This window comes from Acinetobacter sp. RUH 2624 (assembly GCF_000162375.2).
Lineage (GTDB): Bacteria > Pseudomonadota > Gammaproteobacteria > Pseudomonadales > Moraxellaceae > Acinetobacter > Acinetobacter nosocomialis.
On sequence record NZ_KI391939.1, the window covers coordinates 2,442,558 to 2,458,294 of the forward strand.

The 15,737-nt window shown below is 38.8% G+C and carries 16 protein-coding genes; 9 read left to right on the plus strand and 7 right to left on the minus strand.

The features are described from left to right. The first annotated feature begins 9 nt into the window (after positions 1-9). Positions 10-300, plus strand: a complete 291-nt coding sequence (locus HMPREF0014_RS18035; protein WP_002051379.1) for a peptidylprolyl isomerase — start codon at positions 10-12, stop codon at positions 298-300. 11 nt (positions 301-311) lie between these two features. Here HMPREF0014_RS18035 and HMPREF0014_RS18040 read toward each other — a convergent pair whose 3' ends face one another. From HMPREF0014_RS18040 to typA, 3 genes are all read right to left on the minus strand, one after another. Then, positions 312-665 carry a gamma-glutamylcyclotransferase family protein gene (locus HMPREF0014_RS18040; protein ID WP_006580343.1) on the minus strand — a complete coding sequence of 118 codons (354 nt, stop codon included), beginning with the start codon at positions 663-665 and terminating at the stop codon, positions 312-314. Between the two features lie 138 nt (positions 666-803). Beyond that, positions 804-1,235, minus strand: a complete 432-nt coding sequence (mscL, locus tag HMPREF0014_RS18045; RefSeq protein ID WP_006580342.1) for a large conductance mechanosensitive channel protein MscL — start codon at positions 1,233-1,235, stop codon at positions 804-806. Positions 1,236-1,491: 256 nt separating this feature from the next. Continuing rightward, the gene (gene typA / locus HMPREF0014_RS18050) at positions 1,492-3,327 is read right to left on the minus strand and encodes a translational GTPase TypA (protein ID WP_004712053.1); all 1,836 of its coding nucleotides are present in this window, start codon (positions 3,325-3,327) and stop codon (positions 1,492-1,494) included. A 178-nt stretch (positions 3,328-3,505) separates the two neighbouring features. Between typA and HMPREF0014_RS18055 the strand changes: the two genes are divergently transcribed. The 5 genes from HMPREF0014_RS18055 (at position 3,506) to HMPREF0014_RS26105 (ending at position 9,071) form a co-directional block, all read left to right on the plus strand. Then, positions 3,506-4,864 carry a uracil-xanthine permease family protein gene (locus HMPREF0014_RS18055; RefSeq protein WP_004885351.1) on the plus strand — a complete coding sequence of 453 codons (1,359 nt, stop codon included), beginning with the start codon at positions 3,506-3,508 and terminating at the stop codon, positions 4,862-4,864. 66 nt (positions 4,865-4,930) lie between these two features. Next, positions 4,931-5,944: a class I SAM-dependent methyltransferase gene (locus HMPREF0014_RS18060; RefSeq protein WP_002051385.1), complete on the plus strand. Its 1,014-nt coding sequence runs from the start codon at positions 4,931-4,933 to the stop codon at positions 5,942-5,944. 21 nt (positions 5,945-5,965) lie between these two features. Then, positions 5,966-7,426, plus strand: coding sequence for an amino acid permease (locus tag HMPREF0014_RS18065; protein ID WP_006580341.1), 1,461 nt, complete (start codon positions 5,966-5,968; stop codon positions 7,424-7,426). Between the two features lie 277 nt (positions 7,427-7,703). Next, positions 7,704-8,909 (plus strand): RtcB family protein, encoded by a 1,206-nt coding sequence (locus tag HMPREF0014_RS18070; RefSeq protein ID WP_006580340.1) that lies wholly within the window; start codon positions 7,704-7,706, stop codon positions 8,907-8,909. Between the two features lie 3 nt (positions 8,910-8,912). Then, complete coding sequence (locus HMPREF0014_RS26105; RefSeq protein ID WP_004712046.1) at positions 8,913-9,071, plus strand: hypothetical protein; 159 nt, start codon at positions 8,913-8,915, stop codon at positions 9,069-9,071. A gap of 127 nt (positions 9,072-9,198) precedes the next feature. Here the strand turns inward: HMPREF0014_RS26105 and omp38 are convergent, their stop codons facing one another. Beyond that, positions 9,199-10,251 (minus strand): outer membrane protein Omp38, encoded by a 1,053-nt coding sequence (omp38, locus tag HMPREF0014_RS18080; protein ID WP_006580339.1) that lies wholly within the window; start codon positions 10,249-10,251, stop codon positions 9,199-9,201. Positions 10,252-10,630: 379 nt separating this feature from the next. Here omp38 and HMPREF0014_RS18085 point away from each other — a divergent pair, with 379 nt between their 5' ends. From HMPREF0014_RS18085 to HMPREF0014_RS18095, 3 genes are all read left to right on the plus strand, one after another. After that, complete coding sequence (locus HMPREF0014_RS18085; RefSeq protein WP_006580338.1) at positions 10,631-11,146, plus strand: GspH/FimT family pseudopilin; 516 nt, start codon at positions 10,631-10,633, stop codon at positions 11,144-11,146. Between the two features lie 108 nt (positions 11,147-11,254). Further along, the gene (locus HMPREF0014_RS18090; protein ID WP_004712038.1) at positions 11,255-12,430 is read left to right on the plus strand and encodes a thiolase family protein; all 1,176 of its coding nucleotides are present in this window, start codon (positions 11,255-11,257) and stop codon (positions 12,428-12,430) included. A gap of 125 nt (positions 12,431-12,555) precedes the next feature. After that, the gene (locus HMPREF0014_RS18095; protein WP_006580337.1) at positions 12,556-12,999 is read left to right on the plus strand and encodes a VOC family protein; all 444 of its coding nucleotides are present in this window, start codon (positions 12,556-12,558) and stop codon (positions 12,997-12,999) included. 52 nt (positions 13,000-13,051) lie between these two features. On the opposite strand, the gene HMPREF0014_RS18100 is transcribed toward HMPREF0014_RS18095, so the two are convergent. From HMPREF0014_RS18100 to HMPREF0014_RS18110, 3 genes are all read right to left on the minus strand, one after another. After that, positions 13,052-13,405, minus strand: a complete 354-nt coding sequence (locus HMPREF0014_RS18100) for an SMR family transporter (RefSeq protein ID WP_002051463.1) — start codon at positions 13,403-13,405, stop codon at positions 13,052-13,054. A gap of 78 nt (positions 13,406-13,483) precedes the next feature. Further along, positions 13,484-13,969: a DUF934 domain-containing protein gene (locus HMPREF0014_RS18105; protein ID WP_020992280.1), complete on the minus strand. Its 486-nt coding sequence runs from the start codon at positions 13,967-13,969 to the stop codon at positions 13,484-13,486. Beyond that, positions 13,962-15,605, minus strand: coding sequence for a nitrite/sulfite reductase (locus tag HMPREF0014_RS18110; RefSeq protein WP_004712033.1), 1,644 nt, complete (start codon positions 15,603-15,605; stop codon positions 13,962-13,964). Before HMPREF0014_RS18110 ends, HMPREF0014_RS18105 begins: the two co-directional genes overlap by 8 nt. Positions 15,606-15,737 lie beyond the last annotated feature (132 nt).

Below are 15,737 nucleotides of genomic sequence, written 5' to 3' on the forward strand. Positions count from 1 at the left end.
GAAGACAACATGCAAACAGCAATTGTCCGACATATTTTAGTCAAAGATAAAGACTTAGCCGAACAGCTAAAAAAGAAGCTACAAAGTGGGGCTGACTTTGCCAAACTTGCCAAGCAATACTCCACTTGCAATTCAGCAAAACGTGGTGGAGAACTTGGTGAAGTCAAAAAAGGACAGTTGGTACCTGTTATAGACAAAGTCGTTTTTACTGCTGCTGAACGCGTGTTACAAGGTCCTATCAAAAGCCAGTTTGGCTATCATCTTTTAGAAGTTAAATTCCGAATGGGTAGCTTACGTTAGGACTCATTAATTTAATTGTCGTTTTCAAAAGTTTTAGCCTGTGCATTCATTTGATATGTCCAGGCTTTAATATATTCACCCGACTCTAGTTTTATATCAGCGATTACACGTTGGTATTGAAAGCCTTCAAAGTCATCTAACATTTGCCAGTTTTCAGCAAGTTTTTCTGTGCTAAACACATAACCTTCTATCCAATCTGCTTGCGAATCTAACTCTAACGCTTTTAAACCTTTGTCTGGGCCCCACTCTAAAATATGAATTACCCCTCGTACACTAGCTTTCGTCCAGCTTCCACCAATCTGCTCTAAAATATGAGCATTTGCTTTATTAGGACATAAGGTTCCATATACAAAAAGCTGATTCATTAATTTATGTTCCTTGTTCAATATGCTTAGCTAAACTTAACTGCGACCTTACAATTTTATCAATATCTCTAGTCCAGTATAAAATGTGATGTAATAAAAAACGGTACTCTAAGTACCGTTTTTTTATTTGAAATCTGCTTAAGCTTTCTTTTTCAACTCATCACGAATTTCGCGCAATAATTGTACGTCTTCAGGAGTTGCAGCTGGAGCTTCTGGCTCATTCTTATCACGGCGAAGTTTGTTTAATAATTTCACCATTAAGAACACAACCCAAGCCAAAATCAGGAAGTTAATTAAAATGGTCAGGAAGTTACCGTAAGTTAATACATTGATACCTGCTTTTTGTAAGGCATCTAGAGATTGTAAATTATTAGGGTTTGCACCTAATACGATAAATTTCTGCGAGAAATCAACACCACCACCTGTAATTACAGTGATAAGCGGCATGATGATATCTTTTACTAACGAGTCCACGATTTTGCCAAAAGCACCACCAATAATTACACCAATGGCTAAATCCATCATATTGCCTTTAATGGCAAATTCTTTAAATTCTTGAATAATACTCATCTAAACATCTCCAGATGTAGGGGGGAGGAACACATCATATTTTTCTTTTTTCACTGGCCTCTTATCCGTCTAGATAGTACTCGCCATGATATTGATAATTTAATATTTTTTTCAAAAAAAGAAAGCTATTTCACACTTTAACAACATATTTGCTTACAAGAAAAATATGACTTTAAGTTTACTTTCAGCTTTACCAGTAAGCAATAAAAAACCGCTAAACGAATTTAGCGGTTTGTCTTTTTCCATTTAAGAAAAATTATTTATCACGATTACGTTTACGTTCGTTTTCAGTCAAGTAACGCTTACGGATACGGATTGATTTTGGAGTAACTTCTACTAACTCGTCATCTTCAATGAATTCAAGCGCTTGTTCAAGCGTAAATTCAATTGCTGGTACTAAAGTTAAAGCATCATCTGTACCAGATGCACGAACGTTAGTTAATTGTTTCGCTTTAGTTGGGTTTACAACCATATCGTCTGAACGAGAGTTAATACCCACGATCATACCTTCGTAAACTTCTAACTGTGGTTTAGCGAACAAACGACCACGGTCTTGCAAGCTGAACAATGCATAGCCCAAGCAAGTACCTTGAACCATAGAAATCAACACACCGTTTTGACGTTTCGCAACAGTACCTTGTTTAACAGGGCCATAATGCGAGAAGCTTGAAGTCATGATCCCTGTACCAGAAGTCATAGTCAAGAATTCAGAACGGAAACCGATAAGACCACGTGAAGGAACAGTCGCTTCAATACGGATACGGCCTTTACCGTCAACTTCCATATTAGTCATTTCGCCTTTACGGTGACCCATTTGTTCCATTACAGCACCTTGATGCTGTTCTTCAACGTCAAACGTTACGTTTTCGTAAGGTTCTTGTCTTTCACCATCAATTTCTTTGATGATTACTTGTGGACGTGATACGCCCATTTCAAAACCTTCACGACGCATGTTTTCAATTAAAACTGAAAGGTGAAGTTCACCACGGCCAGATACTTTGAAACGGTCTGGACTGTCAGTATCTTCAACACGTAAAGCTACGTTGTGAATTAATTCGCGATCAAGACGTTCACGGATATTACGTGAAGTTACGAATTTACCTTCTTTACCAGCAAACGGAGAGTTGTTAACTTGGAAAGTCATAGATACTGTAGGTTCATCTACAGATAAAGCTGGTAATGCTTCAACATTTTTCGGATCACAAATCGTGTCAGAAATGTTAAGAGCATCAATACCAGTAATACATACGATGTCACCAGCAGATGCTGAGTCAACATCAATACGCTCTAAACCATGGTAACCCATGATTTTTAAGATACGACCGTTACGTGTATTGCCATCTTTGTCAATTACAGTAACAGGAGTGTTTAATTTTACTGAACCGCGTTGAATACGACCAACACCGATAACGCCTACGAAGCTGTTATAGTCAAGTGATGAAATCTGCATTTGGAATGGACCATCAACGTCAACCGCTGGTGGTTCAACGATGTCTACAATCGTTTCGAACAACGGAGTCATATCTTCTGCAAGTTCTTCAGGAGCAGGACCCGCTACACCACGTAAACCTGATGCATAAACGATTGGGAAATCAAGTTGCTCATCAGTTGCACCAAGGTTATCAAACAAATCAAATACTTGATCGATTACCCAGTCTGGACGCGCACTTGGTTTATCAACTTTGTTGATAATAACGATTGGTTTTAAACCACGAGCAAAGGCTTTTTGTGTCACAAAACGAGTTTGTGGCATTGGGCCTTCTTGAGAGTCAACAAGAAGTAATACGCAGTCAACCATCGACATAACACGTTCTACTTCACCACCGAAGTCGGCGTGTCCCGGGGTGTCCACGATGTTGATACGGTAAGTTGTATCAGTACGCTTATCCAACCAAGTAATAGAAGTGTTTTTCGCTAAGATGGTAATACCACGTTCACTTTCAAGCGCATTCGAGTCCATGACACGCTCAATCTCGCCTGCTCGGTCACCGAGAGCACCTGATTGCTGAAGTAGTTTATCGACAAGTGTGGTTTTCCCGTGGTCGACGTGCGCAATAATTGCGATATTACGGAGATTTTTGATATCTGACATGAAAATTAGAAACGCCTGAAATTTGAGGGCAAATTATACAGAAAAACACTACTCTTGAGTAGTGACAGTTTATTGACATTGACAAAAAAATTTCCCAATAGCTTGTATTTCGTTTTGTAAAGATAGGTATCTCGATTAGAATAGCGCCAATTTGCGAAATTGCGGCGTACTTACCCCCATGTCCAATCAACCATCACAAGACCATCTTGACCTCGTTTATGGACTAGATGACCGACCAAAACCCTTCGTGGCTTTTCTAGCAGCTTTTCAACATTTGCTTGCAATTATTGTCCCGATTGTTACACCTGGACTTCTCATTTGTTTAGCTTTGGGCGTTTCACGTACCGAAACTAACATGATTTTATCCATGTCTTTGGTCATTTCAGGAATTGCAACTTTCTTACAATGCAAAAAAGTTGGTCCTTTCGGTGCAGGTCTACTCATTGTTCAAGGAACAAGCTTTAACTTTATTGGACCAATTATTGGTATCGGTAGTGCAATGGTTGCTGCAGGTACGCCAGTAAATCAAGTTATGGCTGCTATTTTTGGTGTGGTGATTGCTGGTTCATTTATTGAAATGGGTGTTTCACAAATTCTGCCATGGGTAAAAAGACTGATTACTCCGCTTGTGACAGGTATTGTTGTACTTCTGATTGGCTTGACACTTATTAAGGAAGGCTTGATTAGTATGGGTGGTGGTTATCAAGCCATGCAAGATCATACTTTTGCAAGTTCCGATAACCTTATAATGTCTTGTACAGTTCTTGCCATCATTATTGTCTTAAATCGCATACGCATAGTGTGGATTAAAAGCTCAGCTATTTTGATTGCTTTAGTTATTGGCTACATTCTTGCCGGCTTCATGGGTTATTTAGATTTCTCTGGTCTAAAAGACGCCCCAGTCATTCAAATTCCAACACCAATGCACTTTGGCTTAAGCTTCTCATGGGGCTTATTTATTCCAATGGCATTCATTTATTTGGTGACTTCATTAGAAGCAATTGGTGATGTCACAGCAACCAGCAAACTTTCAAACCAACCTGTAGATGGCCCTCAGTGGATGCAACGCATTAAAGGTGGGGTGTTAGTAAATGGCGCAAACTCTTTACTTGCAGGATTATTTAATACTTTCCCTAGTTCTGTTTTTGCCCAAAATAATGGTGTTATTCAACTCACGGGGGTGGCTAGTCGTTACGTAGGGATCTGGATTGCAGCTTTACTCATTATATTAGGGCTATTCCCAGCTGTAGCGGGTGTAATACAAGCTGTACCACAGGCAGTATTAGGCGGAGCAGTTATGGTAATGTTTGGTGCAGTTGCTGCCTCAGGCATTAACATTCTTTCATCTATCCATCTCGATCGTCGCGCACTTTTAATTATTGCAATCTCACTTGCACTCGGTTTAGGTGTTGCCCAAGTTCCACAAATTTTGGAGCACTTGCCAGAGTTATTTAAAAATATTTTTAGTTCTGGTGTAGCAACAGGTGGTATTGCAGCACTAATTTTAAATATTGTTCTGCCTGAAACCCACAAATAACCTATTTTTTAATTTTTTGATTACTGCCCAGTTTCCACTGGGCATTCTTCTTCATGAGAGATGTACATGGATCCTAGAAGTGAAGTGGTATTAAGACAGCAAGACTATTTAAAAGGTAGACTCTTGTTGATTAATGCACCCAATGATGCCTTAGTCAGTCAATTACCTACTGCGGTTGATGCCTCAGTCTGGACATGGAATTATGCCGACTACCAAGGTTTCATTAATACAGGTACCCCAGCACATTTCTCAGTTGAGTTTCCATCACAAGAATTTGATCAGGCTTTAATTTTTGTGCCTAAATCAAAAGAGCTTTTAAACTATATATTGCATGTAGTGATGAGCCATTTAAAGGCTGATCAATCAGTTTTTCTAGTAGGCGAGAAAAAAGGCGGTGTTGAAAGAGCAGCTAAACAATTACAAAGTTTTGGCCAGATACTTAAACTCGATAGTGCACGCCATTGTCAATTATGGCATTTAAAAATTGAAAAAACTGAAAAAATCAAGCCTCTTGAAAGCTGGTTAAAAACCTATACTGTTCAAGCAAATGAACAAGAACTTACCATTTGCGCGCTACCTGGCGTTTTTAGTCAAAATCATCTAGATGTCGGAACTGCTGTTTTACTCCCTTATCTAAATCAGGTGAAATCAGGTAGAATTGCCGACTTCGGGTGTGGTGCGGGAATTATCAGTTGCTATTTGGCAAAAGTAAATTCAAGTAATATTATTCATGCCCTAGATATTGATGCCTTCGCTTTACGGTCAACGGAAATGACTTTTAGTCGAAATGGAATAGGTTCAGACCAGTTGAGATTGCAGCCCGTTACGGGAATTGCAGACGCCCCAACAGAACTTGATGCCATTGTCAGTAATCCCCCCTTTCATCAAGGTATTCATACCAACTACGATGCAAGTGAAGGACTCTGCCAGAACGCTAAAAAACATTTAAAGGCATCAGGTGAGCTATGGATTGTAGCAAACCGTTTTTTAAACTATCCGATCTTAATCGAGAAGCACTTTGGTCAGTGTGAGATTAAAACTGATCTACAAGGCTTTAAGGTGTTATATGCCTGTGCATAACAAACTATGTAAGGAATCTCCATGAGCGAAACACATGCTCCTGAAAAACTCCAGCGAAAGCTTGGGGCTCGTCATCTGAATATGATCGCCATTGGTGGTTCCATTGGTACAGGTCTCTTCCTTGCTTCTGGTTCAACCATTGCAAATGCAGGTCCAGGTGGGGCGTTACTCGCCTATTCCCTCATTGGTATTATGATTTATTTCTTAATGACCAGCTTGGGCGAACTTGCAACTCATACACCGACATCTGGCGCATTCTTCACCTATGGCAGTCGCTATGTGGAAGAAGGCTTTGGTTTCGCACTAGGTTGGAACTACTGGTATAACTGGGCAATCACGGTTGCGTTTGAACTCGTTGCAGTACAGTTTATTATGAAGTTCTGGTTTCCAGATATTCCCGGGTTCTATTGGAGTGCGCTCTTCCTCGTCATTATTTTTATGATTAATGCGATGAGTGTAAAAGGATTTGGCGAAAGCGAATTCTGGTTTTCAATGGTTAAAGTTATCGCTATTGTTGCCTTCATTATCATTGGTATTGCCATGATTATTAAGGTGATGTTGACACCAGGTGTGGCTACTTTTGGTAATTGGACTTACAAAGATGCGCCTTTTGTAGGTGGTTTACAAGCCATGATTGGTGTTGCCATGATTGCAGGGTTCTCATTTCAGGGAACCGAAATGGTGGGTGTGGCTGCGGGTGAATCGAAAGATCCAAAGAAAACGATACCACTTGCGATTAAACAGATTTTCTGGCGAATTTTATTATTCTATGTATTGTGTATTTTCATTATCGGTACACTCATTGCCTATGATGATCCAAACCTATTACAAGCTGCGACAACAGAAAATGTTGCACTTTCTCCTTTTACCTTGCTTTATGAAAAAGTAGGCTTTGCTTTCGCTGCGAGCTTAATGAATGCGGTTATTTTGACAGCTATTTTGTCGGCAGGTAACTCAGGTATGTATTCTTCTACCCGTATGTTATTTGATATGGCTCAACAAGGCCGCGCACCAAAATGGTTTGCAAAACTCGACAATCGTGGTGTTCCAATGAATGCCTTATATGCGACTACATTTATTGCTGCATTCTGCTTCTTAACGACTTTTATTGGGGAAAAACAAGTCTTTAACTGGCTTCTCAATATGTCTGGGATGTGTGGTTTCATTGTTTGGCTAGGTATTGCAATTTCACATTATCGTTTCCGTAAAGGTTATATTGCTCAAGGTTATAAGCTCGACGATCTTGCCTACCGTGCTAAGTTTTTCCCATTTGCTCCATGGTTTGCCTTTATTCTTTGTTCTGTCATTATCCTTGGCCAGAACTATCAAGCTGTTTTAGGTGGAAAAATTGACTGGATGGGCTTACTTTCTACCTATATTAGCTTGCCTTTATTCTTAGTAATTTGGCTCGGATATAAATGGAAAAATAAGACTAAATTAATACCTTACGATCAAATGGATGTAAAACCAGAGCAAGATTAATAGTAAGCTTAAAGAGCTAATCAAAAATATCTAAATGTCAAAAACTTGATCTTTAGTTAAAAACAGGTAAAATGCCGTTCAGATTTTCAACGGCACTTTTTAAAAAAGGAGGACATCATGCCAACACTACAAGGTAAAACACAGTAACGATTTGGCACGATGTCAGCTCACGGACAAGTGTACAAATTTAATTCACTTGTCCGAATGCTCGAATTTAAGACCTAGCATTCGCTAGGTTTTTTTATGCCTATTCGGACAGAAAAATAAGAGAAAAATTATGGGCATACAAAAAATATTAAACGAAGAGGCACTGTATGGTGTGCCGGTTAAAATTTTCACTCAAGATATAGATAGTGAAAGTATCGAACAACTAAAGAAAATGGCACAACTGCAATTCATATACTCACATATTGCTGTTATGCCAGATGTTCACGTAGGAAAAGGCGCGACTGTAGGTAGTGTTATTCCGACTAAACATGCAATTATTCCAGCTGCAGTCGGTGTAGATATTGGTTGTGGAATGAATGCAATTCGTTTGAGTCTAAAAGCGTCACAACTTCCAGATAACTTAAGCCGTTTACGTGATGCAATCGAACGTAAAGTACCCGTCGGTTTTGCTTTACATAAACAGATCAAAGCTAAAGCGTCGAGTATTATTCCACTCGAAAAGCGTTTACAACCGATTATAAAGAAACATCCAGGTCTAGTTCGTATGCTTCGGCAGTTTGATGCAACTTGGCAAAAACAATTAGGGACATTAGGAGGTGGTAATCATTTTATAGAGTTATGTATTGATGAAAATCAAGATGTATGGGTCATGCTCCATTCAGGTAGTCGCGGTCTTGGTAATGTCATTGGTACTTATTTTATTGAACTCGCCAAGAAAGAAGCACAACATCGCTTCGGGCATGTACCTGATAAAGACCTAAGTTATTTTGCTGAAGGTTCAAACAGTTTCAATGATTATGTAGAAGCTGTGGAATGGGCACAAGAATATGCTTTCGAAAATCGCAAAGAAATGATGCGATTAATCTTAGAAGCAATTCGACCTCTTCTACCCTCTTTTCAAATGACAAAAGAAGCAATTAATTGCCATCATAATTATGTAAGTCGAGAAACCCATTTTGGTGAAAATCTTTTAGTTACCAGAAAAGGAGCGATTAGAGCGGGTTTAGATGAGTTAGGAATTATTCCAGGTTCTATGGGAGCACGCTCTTATATTGTTAGAGGAAAAGCTAATCCTGAGTCTTTTTGTTCTTGCTCTCACGGAGCTGGCCGCAAAATGAGCCGAAGCAAGGCAAAAATACTTTTTAATCAACAAGACTTAATTGAACAAACGCAAGGAATTGAATGTCGTAAAGACAGTAGTGTTGTCGATGAGATTCCAAGCGCTTATAAGGACATTGATGAAGTTATAGCGAACCAGTCAGATCTTATTGAAGTGGTCCATACACTTAAACAAGTTTTATGTATTAAAGGTTAAAACATGAAAATTAAAGAAATGCCAAAAATTAAGGCTCGCAACCACGTAGCCCTTTCACCTTTACTTCAAAAAGGTGGCATGCATGAGACAGAAAAACCTCGTGCACAGCATCGTCGAGATAGACAAGATACTAAACAGCAATTAAAAAAAGGTGTTTGGTAAAACTGATCTAACCATGAACAACTGAGTACATATTATCAAGGAGATAGAGAAATGAAAAAATATTTTAAAAATCGCAATAAAAAAAGCGACTCTAACGAGTCGCTTTTTTACTGTTCAGAAACTCAAATTATTGAGCTTGTTGACCAGGTTGAACTACTACAGTACGGCTACCAGTAATTGTCGCGAATACACGACGGTTCATAGCACGACCTTCTTTAGTTTTGTTGTCAGCAATCGGTTGATCCCAAGCGAAACCTTGAGTAGACAAACGAGAAGCGTCAACATTGTATTCGTTTACAAGAGCTGATTTAACAGAGTTAGCACGAGCTAAAGATAAACGTTCGTTCAACTTACGTGGACCAGTGTTATCTGTGTGACCTTCGATACGTGCAGTAGCGTTAGGGTATTCAGATAATTTTTCAGCAACTTTAGCGATTTCTGGCTTGTATTGGTCTTTGATGTTTGATTTGTTAGTATCAAAGAATACACGAAGTTCCATGTTAAGGTCTTCAGTTAACTCTTGTGGTTGTGGAGCAACTGGAGTTGGTTCAACTGGAGCAACTTCTACTACAGGAGCAGCAGGCTTCAAGTGACCACCAAGAACTACGTTTAAACCAGCAAGAGCTGTATAGTTCCAGAACTGTTCGTCAAAATTATAAGTACCACGAGCTTCTGTACGAAGTGATAAAGCATCGTTGATGCGATAGAACGCACCGATACCAGCATTACCTAAAGTACCTTCTTCAGAGTTACCACGTGTACCACGGTTTACGCCATCAAAGTCATATTTGTAGTGACCAGCACCTAATAATACATACGGCTTAAATTTGCTGTCGTAGTTCTTAGTAATTAAATCAGAGGTAGCATAGAAGTTACCATTGATTTGTTTTTGTTTGTATTCAGCACCAGCAGAAGCGCCGTTTACATCGCCTTTCACTTGGTTATATTCAGCTTCGAAACCTAACCATGGTGTTAATTCAACACCAAGAGCTGCACCAACGAATAAATCGTCTTGTAGCTCAGGTCCATTTGTTAAACTACCTTTGTCACCACCGTTATTGTGTTGGCTGTCTTGGAAAGTGTAACCAAGCAATAATGGAGTAACTGTTACGCCAGCATTAGCAGCAGCTAATGGAGCAGCAACAAGCATAGTAGCAAGTGCAATACGACTCAATTTCATGGATATCCTCCAGAGATAACAATTGTTGTTCAAGCTCAGCCTAAATTTATTGGCCCCTGAGATATTTTTACCCCAGTATTATTTTTAAGCTATTCACATTTGAATCATACAAACACTTGATAAACTTTCCAAGTGCTTGATAATTTTAATCAAGTAAATTATTGACAAAATTACTTACAATTTCCGTTGTAATTCGGTAATTTTTTACTCAACTAGCAAAAATGAATAACTTCTTTGTTTCGCTTGCGGTGATTTTACCAGTATTCTAGCCAACTGATAACCCTTATTTAATTTTGTGTTTCCTTATTATAAAAAATAATATAAATCATTGTCAGAAAACATAAAATTGCTCTATTTATACATATATTAAGGTTTCTTAATGTTTAGATCTCCTGGTTTTACTATAGTTGAGCTCTCTATAACCCTCGTAATTCTTGTGATTATGTCAGTTATAGCCATTCCTTTATACCATCAATTTATGGCATCTGTAGAATTAAAAAATACTTCGCGCGTACTCACAATTCATATACAAAAAGCCAAATCGGACGCAATTATTCAGCATAAGAACATTGTTCTGTGTCCAAGTTCAGATCAGGTAATCTGTAATACAGATTGGAATAAACACTTAATCAGCTTCGTAGATAGTAACCGCAATCTACAGCATGATTTAAATGAAGAATTATTAACCTCTATAGATCTTAACCATACTTATGGTTCTATGAAATTACAACGTTTTGGTAAAAAACAAAATAGTATTGTTTTTCAAGGTAGCTCGGGACTTCCAATCGAGTCTAATGGTAGTTTTATGTACTGTTCTTATGATCAGCTTAAAAATTTTAAATTAGTTCTTAGCAAAATGGGGCATGTGCGTGTCGAAGAATTAAAAAATTGTTAGAACTCTACAGTCTAATGCCGAGACCAATACATCCCTCATTTTGCAATATACTGCTTAAGTTTTAATGTTTTCTTAATTTGAGATAAAGAACAATCGGAGATTACAACAATGACTGACATCGTAATTGTTAATGGTGCTCGTACTGCTATGGGTGGTTTTCAAGGATCACTATCTGGTTTAACTGCTCCTGAACTAGGTGCAGTAACAATTAAAGAAGCAATCGCACGAGCAGGCTTGCAACCTACTGATGTCGAAGAAGTCATTATGGGTTGTGTACTACCTGCGGGTTTAAAACAAGGCCCTGCTCGTCAAGCGATGCGTAAAGCTGGTTTACCTGATTCTACAGGTGCAGTGACGATTAATAAGCTTTGTGGGTCAGGCATGAAAGCCGTGATGCAAGCAGCAGACATGATCAAAGCAGGCAGTGCTGAAATTGTGGTTGCAGGTGGCATGGAGTCAATGACTAATGCTCCTTATGTATTGCCCAAAGCACGTGCTGGTTACCGTATGGGTCATGGCGAAATTAAAGACCATATGTTCTTCGACGGTTTAGAAGATGCTGAAACAGGTCGTTTAATGGGTTCATTTGCTCAAGATATGGCAAATACACGTGGTTATACACGTGAGCAAATGGATGACTTTGCCATTCGCTCTTTAAAACGTGCTCAAACTGCAATTACTGAAGGCTATTTCAAAGATGAAATCGTCCCTGTTACTGTCTCTACACGTAAAGGCGATGTGATTGTTGACCAAGATGAACAACCTTTAAATGCGAAGATTGATAAAATTCCTTCACTTAAACCAGCTTTTGCAAAAGACGGTACAATTACCGCTGCAAACGCGAGTTCAATTTCTGATGGTGCTTCTGCACTAGTTTTAACATCGAGTGAAGTTGCAGCACAGCGCGGCTTACAACCGCTTGCTAAAATTATTGCGACAGCTTCAAATTCTCAGCATCCTTCAGAATTTACAATTGCTCCAGTTGGCGCTATTGAAAAAGTACTTAAAAAAGCTGGATGGAATGCTCAGGACGTTGACCTTTGGGAAATTAATGAAGCATTTGCTATGGTTACCATGTGCCCAATTGATGATTTCAAACTTGATGCAGAGAAAGTAAATATCAATGGGGGGGCTTGTGCCCTAGGTCATCCGGTAGGTTCTACAGGTTCTCGCATTATTCTTACACTTATTCATGCGCTTAAACGTACTGGCGGTAAAAAAGGTATTGCCGCACTTTGTATTGGTGGTGGTGAAGCAACAGCTGTTGCCATTGAAATTCTTTAATTAAAACCTGTTTAAAATCCCACTTCGGTGGGATTTTTTATGAAAAATTTACAAAAAAAGACCCACAAAATCACTTTTAAGTTTTAACTTATTCCTTTAAACGAAAACAACAATGGACAATAACAATGCAACTCAATCACTATCTCAATTTCCAAGGTCAGGCAGAACAAGCCTTTAATTTTTATAAATCGGTCTTTGGTGGTGAATTTGCTATGCTGAGCCGTTATAGCGACATGCCATCTAATGAGGGTGTAACATTATCGGAAGCCGAAAAAAATTTAGTGCTGCACGTTTCTCTACCGATTAATGAGTACACAGTACTCATGGCATCAGACACTATCGATCAATTCTGTACCCCGAATAGTGTATTTACTAAAGGTAATAATCATTACATCGCAATTAACCTTGAAAAAGATGAGCAAGAAAAAGCAAAACAGCTGTTCGATGCTCTATCTGTAAATGGACAAGTTGAAATGCCATTAGAAAAAACTTTCTGGGGTGCATTATACGGTGCATTTACCGATCAGTTTGGCATAAAGTGGATGGTTAACTGTCAGCTTGATACATAATATTTTTTAAGATCAGCCCCTTATAGAGACACTTACTATTTCTATAAGGGGCTTAAACATTAATATTAGAATACTGCGCAATAATCATTAAACCAACGGTAATAAAACCTATACCTACCCATCCAGCTACATCAATATTCTGCCCAAGAAAAATCTTTGCAAGAAAAGCAGTTGCTAATACACCTATTCCAGACCAAAGCACATATAAAATTCCCGCCTGCATATATTTCAAAGCAATAGCTGCACATGCAAAAGACCCAATATATAAAACTAGAGCAATTCCTTGAGCAGTTTTATTAACTAATCCATTGCCTTTAGCCGAATAAAATGTTGAGAGCACATCTGTCGCAATAGCAAATATTAACCACCAAGCACCAGGATTTATTTTTGAAATTAAGCCTAACATTCTTATTCTTCATTCATTTATTAAAAAGTAATTATAAAAAAAGCTGAACCTAAGTTCAGCTTCTTCATTCAAAATTATTTAAGCACCAGTTTGATAACTTGCTTGCGGTACGGCTGTTGAAGCTTGGTACGGGTTGGTAAAGTCTTGCAAACCAGCTGCCGCCTCTTGCACATCTTTACCTTCCTTAATTACAAAACTATCAAAACCTGAGCGCTTTAAGTAGTTTAAGACATCCTTAAACACATCGCCAGTTGCACGCAGTTCACCTTGGAAACCTTGACGACGTAATAACGCTGCAAATGAATATCCACGACCATCACCAAAGCCGGCAAACTCAATAAAGATCGCATTGAGTTCGCTAAGTGGGAATGTATGATCTTCTGGTGAATCGCTCACAGTCACATACAAAGCTTTTTTGCCTTGAACATTAGTTAATTGATCGAGTTGAGCTGTTGTTACAACAACATCACCTTGAGGAACCACACCATCTTCAGCAATGATTTGATAAGTATTGTCTGCAATCGTGCCGTCTTTATAAAGCACTGGTAGAGCTGTATTAAGCATATGCACGCTCCTTAAATGGTTGAATTCCTACACGGCGATATGTATCGACGAAACGCTCACCTTCAGTACGTAAATCAAGATAAGTATTTAATACTTCTTCAATAACGTCTGGAACAGCATCTGCTGCAAATGATGGGCCTAAGATGTCACCGATAGAGGCATCATGGTCTGAATTACCACCTAATGTAATTTGGTAGAACTCAGCGCCTTTTTTATCTACACCTAAAATACCGATGTTACCCACGTGGTGGTGACCACAAGCATTCATACAACCAGAAATATTTAGATCTAAATGACCAAGATCATAAACTTTGTCTAAGTCTTCAAAACGACGTGTAATCGCTTCAGCAATTGGAATTGATTTCGCATTTGCAAGTGAGCAGAAATCACCACCCGGGCAGCTAATAATATCGGTAATAAAACCAATATGTGCACGTGCCATATTGTGTTGTTCAAGCGCTTGCCATACATCAAACAAATCTTTTTGAGGCACATCTGCCAAAGCAATATTTTGTTCGTGAGTGGTACGAAGCTCACCGAACGTATATTTATCAGCAAGATCTGCAATAAAATTCATTTCTTCGGTGGTCATATCACCCGGTGCGATGCCTGCACGTTTTAGAGAAATCGTAACAATACGATAGCCTTTCACTTTATGTGCATGCGTGTTGATATTGAACCATTGTTTGAATTTTGGATGCTCAGCGAATAAATCCGTGAAATCTTCATCTGCCAAATCTTGATAATCAAACGGAGTGAACTCTTCATCCAGTTTTTTCAAGATTTCTGGCTGAATTTTTAATGCTTCACGTGTGTGTTCAAATTCAGCTTCAACTTTCTGTGCAAATACTTCAGGCGTTAATGCTTTAACCAAGATTTTGATACGCGCTTTATATTTGTTATCACGACGGCCATGCAAGTTATAAACACGTAGAACTGCTTCTAAATAAGCAATTAAATCTTCACGTGGTAAAAACTCACGAATGACACTACCGATGATTGGGGTACGGCCTAAACCACCACCAGCCATAATTTTATAGCCAATTTCACCTGCCTCATTACGCACGATATAAACACCAATATCATGGAATGCAGTTGCTGCGCGATCTTTTTCTTCAAGTGCAGAAACAGCAATTTTGAACTTACGTGGCAAGAATGCAAATTCAGGGTGGAATGTACTCCACTGACGAATCAATTCACATGTTGGGCGAGGGTCTGCAATTTCACCAGCAACCACACCCGCATATTGGTCAGTTGTCGTGTTGCGAATACAGTTACCACTAGTTTGAATAGCATGCATTTGTACAGTTGCAAGTTCTGCCAAAATATCTGGCACATCTTCAAGTGCAGGCCAGTTTAACTGAATGTTTTGACGTGTTGATACGTGTGCATAACCACGATCATATTTTGTTGAAACTTCAGCAACTTTACGTAATTGTTTTGAATTCATTAAGCCATACGGCACAGCAATACGCAGCATAGGCGCATAACGTTGCACATATAAACCATTTTGCAAACGTAATGGACGATATTCATCTTCAGAAAGTTTGCCAGCTAAATAGCGTTCAGTCTGATCACGGAACTGAGCAACTCGTTCATTAACCAGCTGCTGGTCGAAATCGGTATATAAATACATGGCGTATGGCTAGTAGATTCATTATTAAGGCGGATAGCATAGCGAGCTTTTATTCATCAATAAAATGCTTTTTTTGCATATTTAATAACGATTTTATTGATAAGCTTATATACATCGATATAAAAAAGCCCA